The following is a 13,996-nucleotide window of genomic DNA, read 5'->3' on the forward strand; positions in this document are numbered from 1 at the left end:
AAGATGAAACGTCTCATTGCCGGGCTGCCGTTTATTGCGGCGGTCATATTCGGTGGGTTTTTTCTCTGGGGGCTCAATCCCGACCGGGATCCCAACGAGATCCCTTCCGTCCTGATCTCGCAACCGGCCCCGGCGTTCGACCTCGATCCCGTGCCGGGGTTGGAGACACCCGGCCTGGCCCGAAGCGATCTTGTCGGCAACGAACGACCGGTCGTGGTCAATGTCTTTGCGTCCTGGTGCGTGCCCTGCCGCGCGGAACATGCCGTGTTGACAAGATTTGTCGAACGAGACGGCATGCGGTTGTTCGGAATAAACTACAAAGACAAACCTGAGGATGCCGTGAAGTGGCTCAATGACCTCGGCAATCCCTACGAGCGGATCGGGTCCGACCTGTCGGGCCGGACCGGGATCGAATGGGGCCTGTCGGGCGTGCCGGAAACCTTCATCGTCGATAGCGATGGCACCGTTTTGTTTCGCTATGTCGGGCCGGTCGTGGGTCCGGACGCCGTCGAACGGTTCACGCAAGCCCTGAAGCAGGCAGGCGCACTGCCAAATGGAGCAGGTTCATGAGACAGTTGATTTTCGCGTTTTGCATCGGGCTCCTTCCCTTTGCCGCCAATGCGGTGGAACCGGACGAAATGCTGACCGACCCGGTATTGGAACAGCGTGCGCGGGAGATTTCCAAGGATCTACGATGCGTCGTCTGTCAGAACCAGGACATCGACAGTTCGAACGCGGGTGTGGCGCGGGACTTGCGTCTGCTCGTACGCGAGCGCCTGGTCGTTGGAGACAGCGACGCGGAGGTGATCGAATACATACGGGCGCGGTACGGGGATTACGTGCTGCTGAAACCGCCTCTGGAGCCTGCGACCTACGCGCTTTGGTTCGCTCCGATCGCTTTCGTTCTGATCGGGGTTTTCGTTGGTGGCGGGCTACTGATGAGTCGGCGAAAGCAAGAGGCATTTGAAGACTTGGGCTCGGAGGATGAGAACACCGTGTCCGAAATTCTCAGGCAAAACGAAGCGGGGGATGCGTCATGATCTGGGGTATTTTCGTTCTTTTGACGCTGGTCGCAATCGGAATTGTCCTCTACCCGCTGCTGCTGTCCAAATCGAACACTCTCACCAGAGGGGATGCGGTACCGGCGATCCTCGCCGATCAGATGCGGGAAATCCAACGAGACATGGACCGCGGTTTGATTTCTGAACAGGAAGCTCAAGCGGCCAGACTCGAGATCAAGAAACGGATCCTCGCGACGACCCGCAATTCGGAAGAAAAAGCCGGATCATCCCGTAATGGTGGCAGAGTCACTCTCGTTGTCGCGGCGGTCCTCGCGCCGGTTATTGCCGCGGGCTACTATCTGACGATGGGATCGCCGGAGGTTCCTTCAATGGCCTTCGCTGCCCGTGCAGAGGAGCGGGCACAGACTGATGAAGTGACGGCGCTGGCAATACAACTTCGCGAAAGGCTTGTATCCGATCCGACCGGCGGCCCTAGCGAAGGGTGGATGCTGTTGGGCCAGACCTATCAGCGCATGGGCAGAGCAGCCGATGCCGTCGAAGCCTTCGAAGTCGTTGCCGAACGGGAGGATGCCACCTCCGCGACATTCTCCATGCTGGCAGAGGCTGTCGCGGTTGCCAATGACGGCGTTGTTATTCCACGGGCGAAATTGGCCATTGATCGCGCTTTGGACCTTGACCCATCCAATCCTGCGGCAACCTACTTCGAGTCTCTGTATTACTTTCAGCAAGAAGAGACGCGTAAGGCCTACGATCTGCTTGTTTCACGACTGAATCAGGAAGAGGCTTACGTTCCCTGGATGGAGACCTATGCAGCGCAGATCAACCGGATTGCAGCGGCAGCTGACCTTCCGGTCGTCAATCTACCCAGCGGGCCGACGTCGCAACCAGGCCCGAGTGCCGCAGATGTCGCGGCGGCGTCGGAGATGAATGACGCGGATCGCGCGGAGTTCATCCGATCGATGGTCTCGCGGCTGGCCGAGCGTCTTGAGGATGAACCGGACGATCTGGATGGTTGGATGCGGCTGGCAAATGCCTATACCGTCCTTCAGGAGCCCGATCGCGCCGTTGAGGCCTACCGCAAGGCTGAAGCGCTGTTGGAGCAGCAGCCCGCCAGTGATCCTCGGCGTGCGGCGGTCCGTGCCGCGCTTGAGCGGCTCGGCGGCTGACTACTGCTCGGTGTCCCGGTCGAGCAGGTCACTCCTGTCCGGCAACCTTTGCGGAAACATCCCGACCACTGGCTTGCGCCAAGGCGTTCATCACGTCCTCGGTTTTTAGCAATTCGGACAGCACAATGCCGTTCGGTGCCGATGGTCCGTAGACGGCATTGAAGGGGATGCCGTATCTGCCGAAACTCTCAAGGTAGCGGGAAATGCGCGTGTCCGGGCGTGTCCAATCTGCCTGCATCGCCGTGACTCCAGGCGCTTCAAGCGCGCTCCGGACTGGCTCCCGATCGATGATAAGTGTCTTGTTCGCTTTGCAAGTCAGACACCAGTCAGCGGTCACATCGACAAAAACGACCTCTCCTGCGGACACGCGTTTCGCTATTTCCGAACGATCAAATGCGATCCAAGCCATTGCCAACTGCGGCGTCGAACGCGCAGGTGCTGATTGCTGCAAGAGAGGACCTGCGGCAATGGCCAGGACAAGGCTGGCTATGGCAATAGACCACCTGAATTGGGACTGCACATTCGGGAGAGATAGTATCAGAACGGCGAGACCGGACAACGCCGCGACCGCGATGACAGACGCAAGCCCGGCGACACCGTCGAGCACCCAGAACAGCCACACGGCGGTTGCAAGCAACAAAACCCCCATGACGCTTTTGATGATCAGCATCCATCGACCAGGCTTGGGCATGAATGCGACCAGACGCGGGAACGCGGCGATGACGAGATAGGGCAGGGCGAGGCCGAGCCCGAGGCTCGTAAAGACGATGAGGATGTCCACGCCACGCCCGGCCAAAGCAAAGGCCACCGCGGTGCCGAGGAACGGTGCCGAACAAGGCGTCGCCATGACGGCACCGAACATGCCAGTGAAAAAGTCGGCGGAATACCCGTTGCGTCCTCCGGCCCCTGCAAGCCGCGTCTGCATGCCGTGTGGAAGGGCGAACTCGAACGCTCCGAACAGATTTGCCGAAAAGACGAGCAGGACAGCGATCATCGCCGCAAGAAACAGCGGGCTTTGAAACTGCAAACCCCACCCGACGCTGAGGCCTGCCGTCTGGAGCGCCCAGAGGACGAGCGCCAGACCCCACATGAACGTCATGATGCCGGCGCTGGCAGCGACGAAACCGAACCGGACACGGGTTGTGTCGTGATCGGTGTGTTTGAGCACAGACGACACCTTGATGGACAGCACCGGCAGCACGCAGGGCATCACATTCAGGATCAATCCGCCCAGCAGCGCGATCGCGGCAATCCAGATCAGTTCCATCATGTCCGGTGTCGTGGCGGCCAGTTCAAAGGGTGGTGCTATTCCTTGCGCCACGCGATCCGCGATGATCGTGAAGGCCCGGTTCTCGCCGTCGGTGACGGTAATCGACGGAGCCACTGTCACATCCGTATTCGACGAGAGGATCGGCAAGCGCGCCCAAAGCAAACGATCCTCTTCTCCCAAACGGATATCGGGTTTGCCAAGCGCAACACCCATACCCAGTTCGGGAAACACATCCGGCGACTGGAGTGGTTCATCGACGCGAAGGCTGACGATCAACTCCGTGAGGTCTTCGTCGATGAAGGCATTTGCCTCGCTGACGCCGCTCGTCTTGGCCCCTTCGGGGACGCGCTCGGAAAACGTACCGATCAGCCCAGCCGAAGTGCTGTCGATGACGTTGCCCCGTCCGAGGCGAAGTGACAGGTCAAACTCTTCCGGGACACAGACATTGGAGCACACCAGCAGTTTGACCTGCGCGGAAAGAGTCACAGGTGCGCCGGGATCTTTGAGCGTTATGCGCAGCGGAAAGACGACTTCACCCGCATAACCAAAATTTTCGATGCCGAAGGCGGTGAAGCGCGTCGGGGCGGGCCACATGAATTCGACATCTGCGACGTTTTCGGAACCGCTCCATTCGACCGAAGGCGGTATTCCCACCTCGCCCGCCGACCGCCAATAGGTCTTCCAGTTTTCGTTCAGTTGAAGGTGAAGCCCGGCTGACAGAGTCTGTGTGTTCTCGGGAACGCCGTCCTGTACACTAATGAGATGCGCGGTGAGTGGCGCGCTCTGGTATTCAGCAGAGGTTGCTGCCGCGACACTTCCAGAGACAACGGCCAGGAGCACGAAGGGAATAAGCAAAACCCGTCGCAGGATCAAAAGGCAATCGATCAAGATACCTGCTTCCTTCCCATATTTTCCGCAGATTTCGCCAGGACGGCGGAAATTGCGTCAAAGTCCACCTGTGGCAAAACCCTGACGACCGTCCGCACAGACAATTCGCGCAACGCCAGTCGCAGAAGATGAAAGGGTTCGACACCCATCCGGCAGAAGGTCTGACGCTTGCTTCGTGGACACGATAGCCTTCAGATCTAGGCAGTCTGCAAGGCTTCCCGCGCAACCTCCAAGTAATGTAACCATCAACAGCAATACGAATACCTTTGCTTTCCCTCGCACATCACTGCCTGTTGCGGGCGACGCTAGGAATCACGGAACTTATGGGCTCGGGCGCTTCCTCGATAGTATCGTTTGCCTTGTCGGAATGGCACGATTTCCCCATGAATCTATGCATCACAAGATGCGCTCCAACGCACAACAGGAGCGGGGCGAAAGCCGATGCATTGCCCCACATACCCGCAAGCGTTCCGCCAGCGAGAAAAAAACCGATCACGGGCAACAGCATCACAATGCAACACGCCATCATTCCGTAATGCATGAGCTTGTCTGTAATCGGCTTATTCTTGGGATTTTCGTCGTCCATGACACCCTCTTTGTCTCGTTCCTGGCGTCATTTGCGACCCTCCAGCAGGGTAAGGTCAAGGATACAAATGGATACACTTCTCGCGGCCTTGTCAGGTTGCCTGATGCCGGGTCTCCCGTAAAAGACATGTACAAACCGTAGGCTAGGAGTGTGTCATGACGACATCGCGAAACAACAAGATCAATCGACGAAGCCTGTTGGGGTATGCGGCTGTCGCTTTGGTTGCACCAAGCGTGGTTCGAGCCGAAACCATTCGCCGCAACATTTCTTCTTTCCGAGTTCATGACTGGCAAGACCATTTCGACACGCTCGGCAAAGGGATCATCATCTCAGACACCGTGACGATGGCGCTACAGCACTGGACAGCGGACGGCGAGATGCGGATTTACCCGACATCCGTTCCGCTGACCGACGAACTCACCAAACGCGGTTACACTGAAGTGGTGGAAAAACGCAAAAACCCCAGTTGGGCGCCGACGCCCTCCATGCGGGAACGCAATCCGGAATGGCCGGCACGTATCGAGGGGGGTGATCCGGACAACCCCTTGGGTACTCGCGCACTGTACCTGTCGTGGCAGTACTACCGTATTCACGGGACACAGGACACGCGCAAGATCGGCCGCCGGTCGTCAAACGGCTGCATCGGTTTGTTCAACGAACAGATCGAGGAAGTCTACGAGCGAGCGCCTGTCGGCACTCAAGTCAAACTCATCTGACCCAACGGGCAAGGCGGAAGATACAGGCATGGACAAATTAACTGCGCTGATTGGTGCCGTTTTTGTTATCGGCGGGGGTTTTGCCGTTTGGCAGTTCGTTGGAGCCGAAGATTTAGCGGTTGGCCACTCCATGACGCCACCTGACACAAGCGAGATTGCCGAAGGCGATCCGATCGTCCAGGTCCAGCTGCCTGACGCACTCTCGCAGCAGGCGGCGCTTGGGAAGAACATATTCGAGGCAAAATGTTCCGAGTGTCACGGCGAAAATGCCGCCGGTCGCAACGGTGTTGCGCCGCCTCTCGTGCACAAGATCTACGAACCGAGCCACCATTCGGACATGGCTTTTGTTCTGGCAGCTCAAAACGGCGTCCGTGCACATCACTGGAATTTCGGTAATATGCCTAAGATCGAGGGATTGACCCAAGGAGACGTCAAGATGGTGGCCGCCTATGTCCGCGAATTGCAGCGGGCCAACGGGATCAACTGATGCGTTGGTCGAAGACGAACCGATGGATTCTGTCGGCCGTTTTCGGCCTTTTCCTTGTAGTACTCGGGGTGCCAGAGGCGCCGGTATATCATGGTGAAACGTCGTTGGGGCAGGAATACCATGGTCACGAAGACGCAGGGCCATCGACCGAGGCCTCTGGCCACTGCCATCCAGGCCTCGATTGTTCTGTCCCGGCAGCGTTATTGCTTCAGCCGAACATGGCGTACGAGCCTTCTTTTCTGAAAGCCGTCATGCAAGACGGCGCGATCCAACGAACCGAATTGCGCCCGATCAGCGATCCTCCACCGCCCCGACGGTGGGTCTGATTTCACATCGCTCGAAAAGCAGACCCAAAGAAGGATCGAAGACATGAAAAAGACGACTATCGTAGCGGCAGTGTTGATTGCAGGTACTGCGGTCACGGCATTCGCGCATAGCGGTGCCACCGGCATCGTGAAAGAGCGCATGGATGCCATGCTTGCAATGGGGAAGGCGGTCAAGACCGTGGCCCCGATGATGCGGGGCGAAACGGCCTATGACGCAGAAACAGTGCGCGATGCCGCGCGCCTGTTCCAGCAGCACGCCGGTGAGAGCATGACAAAGCTGTTCCCAGAGGGCACAGGGGGCATGCCCTCGGAAGCCAAGGACGAGGTGTGGACCGACTGGGAGCGCTTCGCGGCATTGGCAAGTCAGCTGGAAGAATACTCTGAGGGCCTGGAACGCGCAGCCGACAATGGATTGGGCGGCATGAGCGGCAATACCTCCATGGATGGCGCCTCGATGATGGGCGGCGGGTCAATGATGGGAGGCGATACAACCATGATGGGCGGGAGCACGATGATGGGCCGAGGCGACATGATGGATGCGGCCGCCATTGCCGAAATGCCCGCCGACGCAGCATTCGCGATGACGACCCAGGTCTGTTCCGCATGCCATGAACGCTTCCGGGCGGAAGAAGACTGACCATGCGCCGGTTCTTGACACTCGTCAGCGGGGCCGCCGTGCTGGGCGCGGCCAGCCTCGGCGTCGTGATTGCATGGCCTGTCGGCAGTGCAGTGACTCCGATTGCAATAGAGGGCAATGTCGACCGGGGCGCATATCTGGCGCGCGCCAGTGGGTGCATTGCCTGTCATACCAATTTTGAAGCGGGCGGCGCACCACTTGCCGGAGGGGCGCCGCTCGAAACCCCGTTCGGAACGTTCTACCCGCCCAACCTGACGACAGACCCGGAACATGGCATGGGCGAATGGACGGCAGAACAGTTCGCAAAAGCCGTGCGGCAAGGCATCGGCCCCGATGGAACGCCGTACTATCCGTCTTTCCCGTACACCTTCTATGCGGATTTTTCTGATCAGGATATCGCTGACCTCTGGGCGGCGTTTCAAACCGTGCCGCCCGTGGACGAGCCTGCACCAGAAAATGATGTCAGCTTCCCATTCGACCAACGATGGGGGCTGAAGCTCTGGCGAGCGGCGTTCTTCTACGATCCGGATACCGAACCGATTGAAGGGCGAAGCGACGCATGGAATCGAGGACGGGAATTGGTGCGCGGTGCGGCACATTGCGGAGCCTGCCATACGCCGCGCAATCTTGCGGGAGGCCGCGATATCGGTGCTTCCTTTGCAGGCAACGCCCAGCTTCCCGGTGGCAGCAAGGCCCCCGCGATACGGCCAAAAGACCTGGTCAAAAATGACTGGACGGTTTCAAACCTCGCTTATGCGCTCCAGACCGGCATCACCCCTTCGGGCGATGCTTTCGGCGGCAGCATGGCGGAAGTGGTTCGCGAGGGAACTCGGTTTCTGACACCTGCCGATCGCGAAGCGATGGCGCTTTTCCTGCTGAACAAGGACACGGTCGAGGCGGAGAACCCCGCGTCGAACTAACACCACGCGGGGGCAACACGCCCCCGCTTTCTCGAGGATCGAAATGAGACAAACACGTCGGGATTTCTTGCGCCATGCAACACTGGCGGCCTGCGCGGCGGCCATCCCGCAGTCGGCTTTTGCCGCGACCCCGTTCGAGGACCTGATTGCCAAGGTTGCACGTCGACAGCTTCTTCCGGACACCTACCCGGAAACAGAGATCTGGGGCTATGACGGCCTCGTTCCGGCCCCGGAAATCAGGGTCACACAAGGCGATCGGGTGCGTCGCAGGTTTCGCAACGAGGTACCCGATCCCAGTTCGGTTCACTGGCACGGAATCCGGATCGACAACGCGATGGATGGCGTTTCAGGGCTGACCCAAGAGGCCGTAGCGCCGGGTGGAACCTTTGACTACGACTTCGTCGTACCGGACGCGGGCACCTATTGGTATCACGCGCATAATCGCTCATACGAGCAAGTCGCGCGTGGTCTGCGCGGTGCCTTGATCGTCGAAGAGGTCGATGGACCGGACATCGACCGCGAGGAAGTCATCGTTCTGGAGGACTGGTTGCTCGACCCTGAGAGCGGGCAGCTGTTCGACAATTTCGAACAGCCCATGATGATGAGCCACGGTGGACGTACCGGCAACTTTATCACGACCAACGGGCGCTATGACCTGACCTTGCCCGCGCAGCGCAACGAGCGCATTCGCTTGCGGATCATCAACGCAGCAAGCGCTCGAATTTTCCCGCTGAGGCTCTCTGGATTCAGTGGCTGGACGGTGGCCGTGGATGGAATGCCAACCGGCCAACCCCAGTCGGTTGACGGCGAGTTGATCCTCGGCCCGGCACAGCGCGTCGACTTAATTGTGGATGTGACCGAAGACGAAGGCGGCACCGCCCAATTGCTTCGCATCGGCGATGATGATCAACTGACCCCGTTGGTGAGTTTTCTGGTCAACGGCACAGCCAGTTCAGTACCAAGAGGCAAGCCACTGCCGTTGCCGCCGAACCCCGCGGCACACGCCCCGGACCTTGCCGATGCGCGTGATTTGCGACTGGTCATGTCCGGCGGGGCAATGGGGCGAATGCAGTCCGCATTGCTTGGCGGGGAACGTCTTGGATTCCGTCAGCTTGCCCAAGCGGGCAAATTCTGGGCCCTGAATGATGTCGCCGAAATGACCTACACGCCACTGGCCGATCTATCCCTGAACGAGCCGGTGCGCCTGAAGATCGAGAACCAGACCGTTTTCCCACATGCGATGCACCTGCACGGGATGCATTTCCGCGAGCTGCGCCCCGACGGCGCGTTCGGGCCGATGCGGGACACGATCCTGTTGGCCGGCAACGAGTCCCGGGAGATCGCCTTTACGGCAGACAATCCCGGCAAGTGGCTGTTCCATTGCCACATGCTCAGCCACGCCGCATCTGGCATGACAACCTGGATACGGGTCACATGAGATATCTCGTTTGGTCCCTTCCGATCACTGTCGCAGCAGCCGCCTTCACGTATTGGCTCTCGACCAGTGCATCCTCGGATGTCGGCAGCGCGTCCAGGGCGGAGAGCTACGACATCGAAGAAGGCGCGTTGCTCTACGCAGAAAACTGTGCGTCTTGTCATGGCGCGGGTCTGGAAGGCCAGCCGGAATGGCGAACGCCCGGCGCGGATGGGCGCCTGCCAGCACCACCACATGATGAGACGGGTCACACCTGGCATCATCCTGACAGCCTGCTCTTCGATTACACAAAACTGGGGGGTGCGGCGCTTCTGGCGCGTCAGGGCGTCGAATTCGACAGTGGCATGCCCGGTTTCGCAGACGTGCTGACCGACCAGCAAATTCACAACATCCTGGCCTTCATCCGGTCCACCTGGCCAGACCGCATCCGCGAAGTCCAGGCCGCGCGGACAGAAGCCGACGAACAACGGGGAGAGAACTAAAATGCGTTTCAGACAAGCCTTCACGACGGTCGCGATAGCTGCCTTGCTTCCGATACCGGCACTCGCGGACGAACTGTCAGAGTCCCGGGTCAAGGAACTTGTGCTCGAGGCAATCCGCGAGAACCCGGAGATTGTCATGGAGGCCGTGGCGATCCTCGAACAAAGGCAGGCGCAAGCGCAGGAGCTCAGTCAGGCCCAAGTTCTGAATGACCAGCGCGATCTGATCGAGAACGATCCGAATGCGCCGGTTCTCGGCAACCTGGAAGGGGACGTCACTGTTGTGGAATTTTTCGACTACAACTGTCCCTATTGTCGGCGGGTCAAACCCGAGGTGCGGGCTTTGATCGAAGACGATCCCAACATTCGCCTCGTCTATCGTGAATGGCCCATTCTCGGAGACGGATCGGTGTTTGCCGCGAAAGCGGCCTTGGCAGCGCGCAAGCAGGACAAATACGAAGAGTTTCACTGGGCAATGATGGGGCTGGAAGGCCGCGCGGAAGAGGCCTCCGTGCTGCGCGTGGCCGAGGAGATCGGCCTGGATATCGCGCAGTTGCGCAAGGACATGGAGGCCCCCGAGGTCGAAGAGCACATTGCGACCTCCATGCAACTGACCCAAGCTCTGGGCTTTAACGGCACGCCGTCTTTCGTGATCGGGGATGCGCTGGTCCCGGGCTTCGTCGAAAAGGCGCAGCTTGCCGACTTGGTCGAGGAAGCCCGCAAAGTCGAAGACTGAAATTCTGTGCCCGGACCACCCTTGGGTGGTCCAGGCACTGCATCAAGCGGCCGCAGGTTCCACGTTGTAGCCCGCATCCCGAATGATCGCTTGGACCTGATCGGCTGGTAACACGCTGTCGACATGCACCTGTCGGGCAGAAAGGTCACATTCTACGCCTGCATTCGGATCTGCGCTCTTCACCGCGCTTTCGATTGCTGCGGTGCAATGCCCACAGCTCATGTCCGGAACGCTGAACTTCATCGGAACCACTCCTTGATCTGATTTCTATCGGTGACATGGGGCTTCCCCCCCGCTGGAAGGTCAAGTGAAGAAATTTATTTGGCGCCCTCCCATTGACCCTCCAGTAACTGGAAGCCTCATATTCCACTTCGAATGGAAAAACAGGTGACACATATGCCCGAACCCAAACAGATCAGCCTGCCGATCGAAGGCATGTCATGCGCGTCCTGCGTTGGCAGGGTCGATCGCGCATTGAATGCAATCGACGGCGTAGAGGATGTGTCGGTGAACCTTGCCTCGGAAACTGCTCGCATGAGCGTGGACGCGCTCAAGCGCATTCCCGACATCATCGAATCCCTTCGCGAGCTGGGCTACCCCGCGCGGAAGGCCAGGGCCGAACTCACGATTGCAGCGATGTCCTGTGCCTCTTGCGTCGGGCGGGTCGATAAGGCGCTTGCCGCGGTGCCCGGGGTGGTCGAGGTGAACGTCAACCTCGCCTCAGAGACGGCGACGGTCGTTTACGTCGAAGGTCTTGTCACGACATCCGATCTGATCGAATCAAGCGGCGCGGCAGGGTATCCAGCAACCGTGGCAACGGCCCAGGCCGGTGACGACAGAGTTGCGCGCAAGGAGGAAGAGGCTCAGGCGCTTGCCAAACGGGTCACCTTTGCGGCCATCCTCGCCTTGCCGGTCTTCCTGATCGAAATGGGTGGCCACGTCATTCCGGCCGTTCATATGCTGATCGAGACCACGATTGGCCAGCAGACGAGTTGGCTTCTTCAGTTCGTGCTGACGACAATCGTTCTCTTCGGCCCGGGCCGGACGTTTTACACCAAGGGTTTCCCGGCCTTGTTCCGGGGTGCCCCCGACATGAACAGCCTCGTCGCGGTCGGCACCGGGGCGGCTTACCTTTATTCCGTGGTTGCGACATTCGTACCGTCGGTCCTGCCTGACACGCTGCGCACCGTCTATTTCGAGGCGGCAGCGGTCATCGTCGTTCTGATCCTTCTGGGGCGGTTTCTTGAAGCGCGCGCCAAGGGGAGAACGGGCGCGGCCATCCAGAAGCTATTAGGGCTTCAGGCGCGGACTGCACGCGTGATGCGGGACGGAGAAAGCGTCGAGATCGAGATCGATGCGCTGGTTCAGGGTGACATCGTCATCGTGCGCCCTGGTGAACGCATCGCGGTCGATGGCGAGGTCATCGAGGGGACCAGCCGCGTCGACGAAAGCATGCTGACAGGCGAGCCGATCCCCGCTGAAAAAGGTGCCGGAGATACGGTGACCGGCGGGACGGTCAACGGCGCCGGAAGCCTGCAGTTCCTCGCCACGCGGGTCGGCGCCGACACGACCCTGGCGCAGATTATTCGCATCGTCGAAGAGGCCCAGGGCGCCAAACTGCCGATCCAGGGATTGGTCGACCGGATCACCTTGTGGTTCGTGCCTGCCGTGATGGCGATCGCGGCGGCGACCGTGCTGGTCTGGCTGTTTTTCGGGCCTGATCCGGCCCTGACGATGGCGCTGGTCGCCGGTGTGTCGGTGCTCATCATCGCGTGCCCCTGCGCGATGGGGCTTGCGACGCCGACCTCGATCATGGTCGGGACGGGACGTGCTGCGGAAATGGGTGTCCTGTTCCGTAAAGGTGACGCCTTGCAGCAACTTGATTCCGTTGATGTGGTCGCCCTCGACAAAACAGGCACGGTGACCGAGGGGCGACCCGCACTGACTGACCTTGTGCTGGCGGAAGGGTTCGATCGCCCAACAACGCTCTCGAAGATCGCTGCCGTGGAGTCGCTCTCCGAGCATCCTGTCGCGGACGCCATCGTGCGGGCCGCGCGGGCCGAGGGCGCACCTCTTGTGGCGGCCGAAGGCTTTCAATCGGTCACAGGTTACGGCGTGCGCGCCGTGGTCGAAGACGTGGAGGTGTTGGTTGGGGCCGACCGCTACATGGCGCGCGAAGGCATTGACGTCTCGGCATTGGCTCCAGAGGAAACGAAGATCGCAAGCAAGGGTCGCACGGCGCTTTACGCTGCCATAGATGGGCGTGTCGCCGCCGTGATCGGCGTGGCCGATCCGGTCAAACCGGCAAGCCGCGCAGCCATCGCAGCGCTGCACGAAAAGGGTCTTGCGGTTGCGATGATCACCGGCGACAAACGCGAAACCGCCGAAGCCATCGCCCGCGAAACCGGTATCGACCACGTCATCGCCGGCGTCCTGCCGGACGGCAAGGTTGCGGCGCTCGACAGTTTGCGCCAAGGGAACAAGCGCATCGCCTTTGTCGGCGACGGGATCAACGACGCCCCGGCGCTGGCGCATGCCGATGTGGGCATCGCCATTGGAACCGGCACCGATGTGGCCATCGAATCTGCGGATGTCGTCCTGATGTCGGGCGATTTGCGCGGCGTGGTGAACGCCTTCGAAGTATCGCGGCGGACCATGCGCAACATCCGGCAGAACCTGTTCTGGGCCTTTGCCTACAACGTGGCACTTATTCCGGTCGCTGCCGGGGTGCTTTATCCCGCCTTTGGGTTGCTCCTGTCACCAATCCTTGCGGCGGGTGCGATGGCGTTGTCCTCGGTGTTTGTCCTGACCAATGCCCTGCGGCTGCGGCGCATCGCGCCTGCGATGGACGAGCAGCGCGCAATCCCGGCAGAGCTGGCAGCCGCCACTCCTGCTCCAGCAGAATAACGGAGGTTCGACATGAACATCGGAGACGTTGCCCGACAATCGGGTGTGCCCCCAAAAACAATCCGCTACTACGAGGACATCGGGCTGATCCGCCCGAACCGTAGCGAGAACGGCTACCGCGCGTTCACCGAGAGCCACATTCACAAGCTGGCGTTTCTGGGTCGCGCACGGGCCTTGGGGTTCACCATCGAAGATTGCAGGACGCTCCTGTCGCTCTACGAGGATGAAAACCGCGAAAGCATGCAAGTGAAGGCGGTTGCGGAAGACCATCTGCGCCAGATCGAGGAAAAGATCGCGAAACTGCAATCCATGCGCGCGACGCTCGCCGAACTGGTGGAAAAATGTGCCGGGGATCACCGGCCCGACTGCCCCATCATCGAGGATCTGTCGCCGGAGCGGTTGGCCAAGTGACAGGCAAGAA

The 13,996-nt window shown here is 60.0% G+C and carries 15 protein-coding genes; 12 read left to right on the forward strand and 3 right to left on the reverse strand.

All coding sequences use genetic code 11. From position 1 onward, the window contains the following. Window positions 1–3: 3 nt before the first annotated feature. From DSHI_RS20385 to ccmI, 3 genes are read left to right on the forward strand one after another with little or no spacing between them, the layout of a single operon-like run. Complete coding sequence (locus DSHI_RS20385; RefSeq protein ID WP_009807483.1) at window positions 4–570, forward strand: DsbE family thiol:disulfide interchange protein; 567 nt, start codon at window positions 4–6, stop codon at window positions 568–570. Further along, a complete protein-coding gene (locus DSHI_RS20390; protein WP_009807484.1) occupies window positions 567–1,040 on the forward strand; it encodes a cytochrome c-type biogenesis protein in 474 nt (157 codons plus the stop codon). The genes DSHI_RS20385 and DSHI_RS20390 overlap by 4 nt, the downstream gene beginning before the upstream one ends. Next, window positions 1,037–2,188, forward strand: coding sequence for a c-type cytochrome biogenesis protein CcmI (ccmI, locus tag DSHI_RS20395; protein WP_008327282.1), 1,152 nt, complete (start codon window positions 1,037–1,039; stop codon window positions 2,186–2,188). Before DSHI_RS20390 ends, ccmI begins: the two co-directional genes overlap by 4 nt. A 28-nt stretch (window positions 2,189–2,216) precedes the next feature. Here ccmI and DSHI_RS20400 read toward each other — a convergent pair whose 3' ends face one another. Together DSHI_RS20400 and DSHI_RS20405 are read right to left on the reverse strand one after the other, a co-directional pair. After that, window positions 2,217–4,346, reverse strand: a complete 2,130-nt coding sequence (locus tag DSHI_RS20400; RefSeq protein WP_009807485.1) for a protein-disulfide reductase DsbD family protein — start codon at window positions 4,344–4,346, stop codon at window positions 2,217–2,219. A 283-nt stretch (window positions 4,347–4,629) separates the two neighbouring features. After that, a complete protein-coding gene (locus DSHI_RS20405) occupies window positions 4,630–4,932 on the reverse strand; it encodes a DUF2933 domain-containing protein (RefSeq protein ID WP_007803398.1) in 303 nt (100 codons plus the stop codon). A 155-nt stretch (window positions 4,933–5,087) separates the two neighbouring features. Here DSHI_RS20405 and DSHI_RS20410 point away from each other — a divergent pair, with 155 nt between their 5' ends. The 7 genes from DSHI_RS20410 (at window position 5,088) to DSHI_RS20440 (ending at window position 10,668) form a co-directional block, all read left to right on the forward strand. Further along, window positions 5,088–5,648 (forward strand): L,D-transpeptidase, encoded by a 561-nt coding sequence (locus tag DSHI_RS20410; RefSeq protein WP_009807486.1) that lies wholly within the window; start codon window positions 5,088–5,090, stop codon window positions 5,646–5,648. Window positions 5,649–5,676: 28 nt separating this feature from the next. Then, a complete protein-coding gene (locus DSHI_RS20415) occupies window positions 5,677–6,135 on the forward strand; it encodes a c-type cytochrome (RefSeq protein WP_007803401.1) in 459 nt (152 codons plus the stop codon). Between the two features lie 369 nt (window positions 6,136–6,504). Beyond that, window positions 6,505–7,098 (forward strand): c-type cytochrome, encoded by a 594-nt coding sequence (locus DSHI_RS20420; RefSeq protein WP_007803403.1) that lies wholly within the window; start codon window positions 6,505–6,507, stop codon window positions 7,096–7,098. Between the two features lie 2 nt (window positions 7,099–7,100). Further along, the gene (locus DSHI_RS20425) at window positions 7,101–8,018 is read left to right on the forward strand and encodes a c-type cytochrome (RefSeq protein ID WP_007803405.1); all 918 of its coding nucleotides are present in this window, start codon (window positions 7,101–7,103) and stop codon (window positions 8,016–8,018) included. Between the two features lie 43 nt (window positions 8,019–8,061). After that, a complete protein-coding gene (locus tag DSHI_RS20430; protein ID WP_007803406.1) occupies window positions 8,062–9,456 on the forward strand; it encodes a multicopper oxidase family protein in 1,395 nt (464 codons plus the stop codon). Next, window positions 9,453–9,935, forward strand: a complete 483-nt coding sequence (locus DSHI_RS20435) for a c-type cytochrome (RefSeq protein WP_007803408.1) — start codon at window positions 9,453–9,455, stop codon at window positions 9,933–9,935. The genes DSHI_RS20430 and DSHI_RS20435 overlap by 4 nt, the downstream gene beginning before the upstream one ends. Before the next feature lies 1 nt (window position 9,936). Beyond that, window positions 9,937–10,668, forward strand: a complete 732-nt coding sequence (locus DSHI_RS20440; RefSeq protein WP_009807488.1) for a DsbA family protein — start codon at window positions 9,937–9,939, stop codon at window positions 10,666–10,668. A gap of 42 nt (window positions 10,669–10,710) precedes the next feature. Here the strand turns inward: DSHI_RS20440 and DSHI_RS22040 are convergent, their stop codons facing one another. Beyond that, window positions 10,711–10,911, reverse strand: coding sequence for a heavy-metal-associated domain-containing protein (locus DSHI_RS22040; RefSeq protein WP_007803412.1), 201 nt, complete (start codon window positions 10,909–10,911; stop codon window positions 10,711–10,713). Window positions 10,912–11,064: 153 nt separating this feature from the next. On the opposite strand from DSHI_RS22040, the gene DSHI_RS20445 reads away from it, so the two are divergent. Further along, the gene (locus DSHI_RS20445; RefSeq protein ID WP_012187038.1) at window positions 11,065–13,575 is read left to right on the forward strand and encodes a heavy metal translocating P-type ATPase; all 2,511 of its coding nucleotides are present in this window, start codon (window positions 11,065–11,067) and stop codon (window positions 13,573–13,575) included. Window positions 13,576–13,587: 12 nt separating this feature from the next. Further along, window positions 13,588–13,986: a Cu(I)-responsive transcriptional regulator gene (cueR, locus tag DSHI_RS20450; protein WP_007803416.1), complete on the forward strand. Its 399-nt coding sequence runs from the start codon at window positions 13,588–13,590 to the stop codon at window positions 13,984–13,986. Window positions 13,987–13,996: the final 10 nt, after the last annotated feature.

Origin of the sequence: Dinoroseobacter shibae DFL 12 = DSM 16493 (genome assembly GCF_000018145.1) — a bacterium.
GTDB classification, from domain to species: Bacteria; Pseudomonadota; Alphaproteobacteria; order Rhodobacterales; family Rhodobacteraceae; genus Dinoroseobacter; species Dinoroseobacter shibae.

Bases quoted from the DNA above. Each gene is read 5' to 3' on its own strand.
- DSHI_RS20385 (WP_009807483.1), top strand. From the start codon at position 4: ATGAAACGTCTCATTGCCGGGCTGCCGTTTATTGCGGCGGTCATATTC.
- DSHI_RS20390 (WP_009807484.1), top strand. From the start codon at position 567: ATGAGACAGTTGATTTTCGCGTTTTGCATCGGGCTCCTTCCCTTTGCC.
- ccmI (WP_008327282.1), top strand. From the start codon at position 1,037: ATGATCTGGGGTATTTTCGTTCTTTTGACGCTGGTCGCAATCGGAATT.
- DSHI_RS20405 (WP_007803398.1), bottom strand. From the start codon at position 4,932: ATGGACGACGAAAATCCCAAGAATAAGCCGATTACAGACAAGCTCATG.
- DSHI_RS20410 (WP_009807486.1), top strand. From the start codon at position 5,088: ATGACGACATCGCGAAACAACAAGATCAATCGACGAAGCCTGTTGGGG.
- DSHI_RS20415 (WP_007803401.1), top strand. From the start codon at position 5,677: ATGGACAAATTAACTGCGCTGATTGGTGCCGTTTTTGTTATCGGCGGG.
- DSHI_RS20420 (WP_007803403.1), top strand. From the start codon at position 6,505: ATGAAAAAGACGACTATCGTAGCGGCAGTGTTGATTGCAGGTACTGCG.
- DSHI_RS20425 (WP_007803405.1), top strand. From the start codon at position 7,101: ATGCGCCGGTTCTTGACACTCGTCAGCGGGGCCGCCGTGCTGGGCGCG.
- DSHI_RS20430 (WP_007803406.1), top strand. From the start codon at position 8,062: ATGAGACAAACACGTCGGGATTTCTTGCGCCATGCAACACTGGCGGCC.
- DSHI_RS20435 (WP_007803408.1), top strand. From the start codon at position 9,453: ATGAGATATCTCGTTTGGTCCCTTCCGATCACTGTCGCAGCAGCCGCC.
- DSHI_RS20440 (WP_009807488.1), top strand. From the start codon at position 9,937: ATGCGTTTCAGACAAGCCTTCACGACGGTCGCGATAGCTGCCTTGCTT.
- DSHI_RS22040 (WP_007803412.1), bottom strand. From the start codon at position 10,911: ATGAAGTTCAGCGTTCCGGACATGAGCTGTGGGCATTGCACCGCAGCA.
- DSHI_RS20445 (WP_012187038.1), top strand. From the start codon at position 11,065: ATGCCCGAACCCAAACAGATCAGCCTGCCGATCGAAGGCATGTCATGC.
- cueR (WP_007803416.1), top strand. From the start codon at position 13,588: ATGAACATCGGAGACGTTGCCCGACAATCGGGTGTGCCCCCAAAAACA.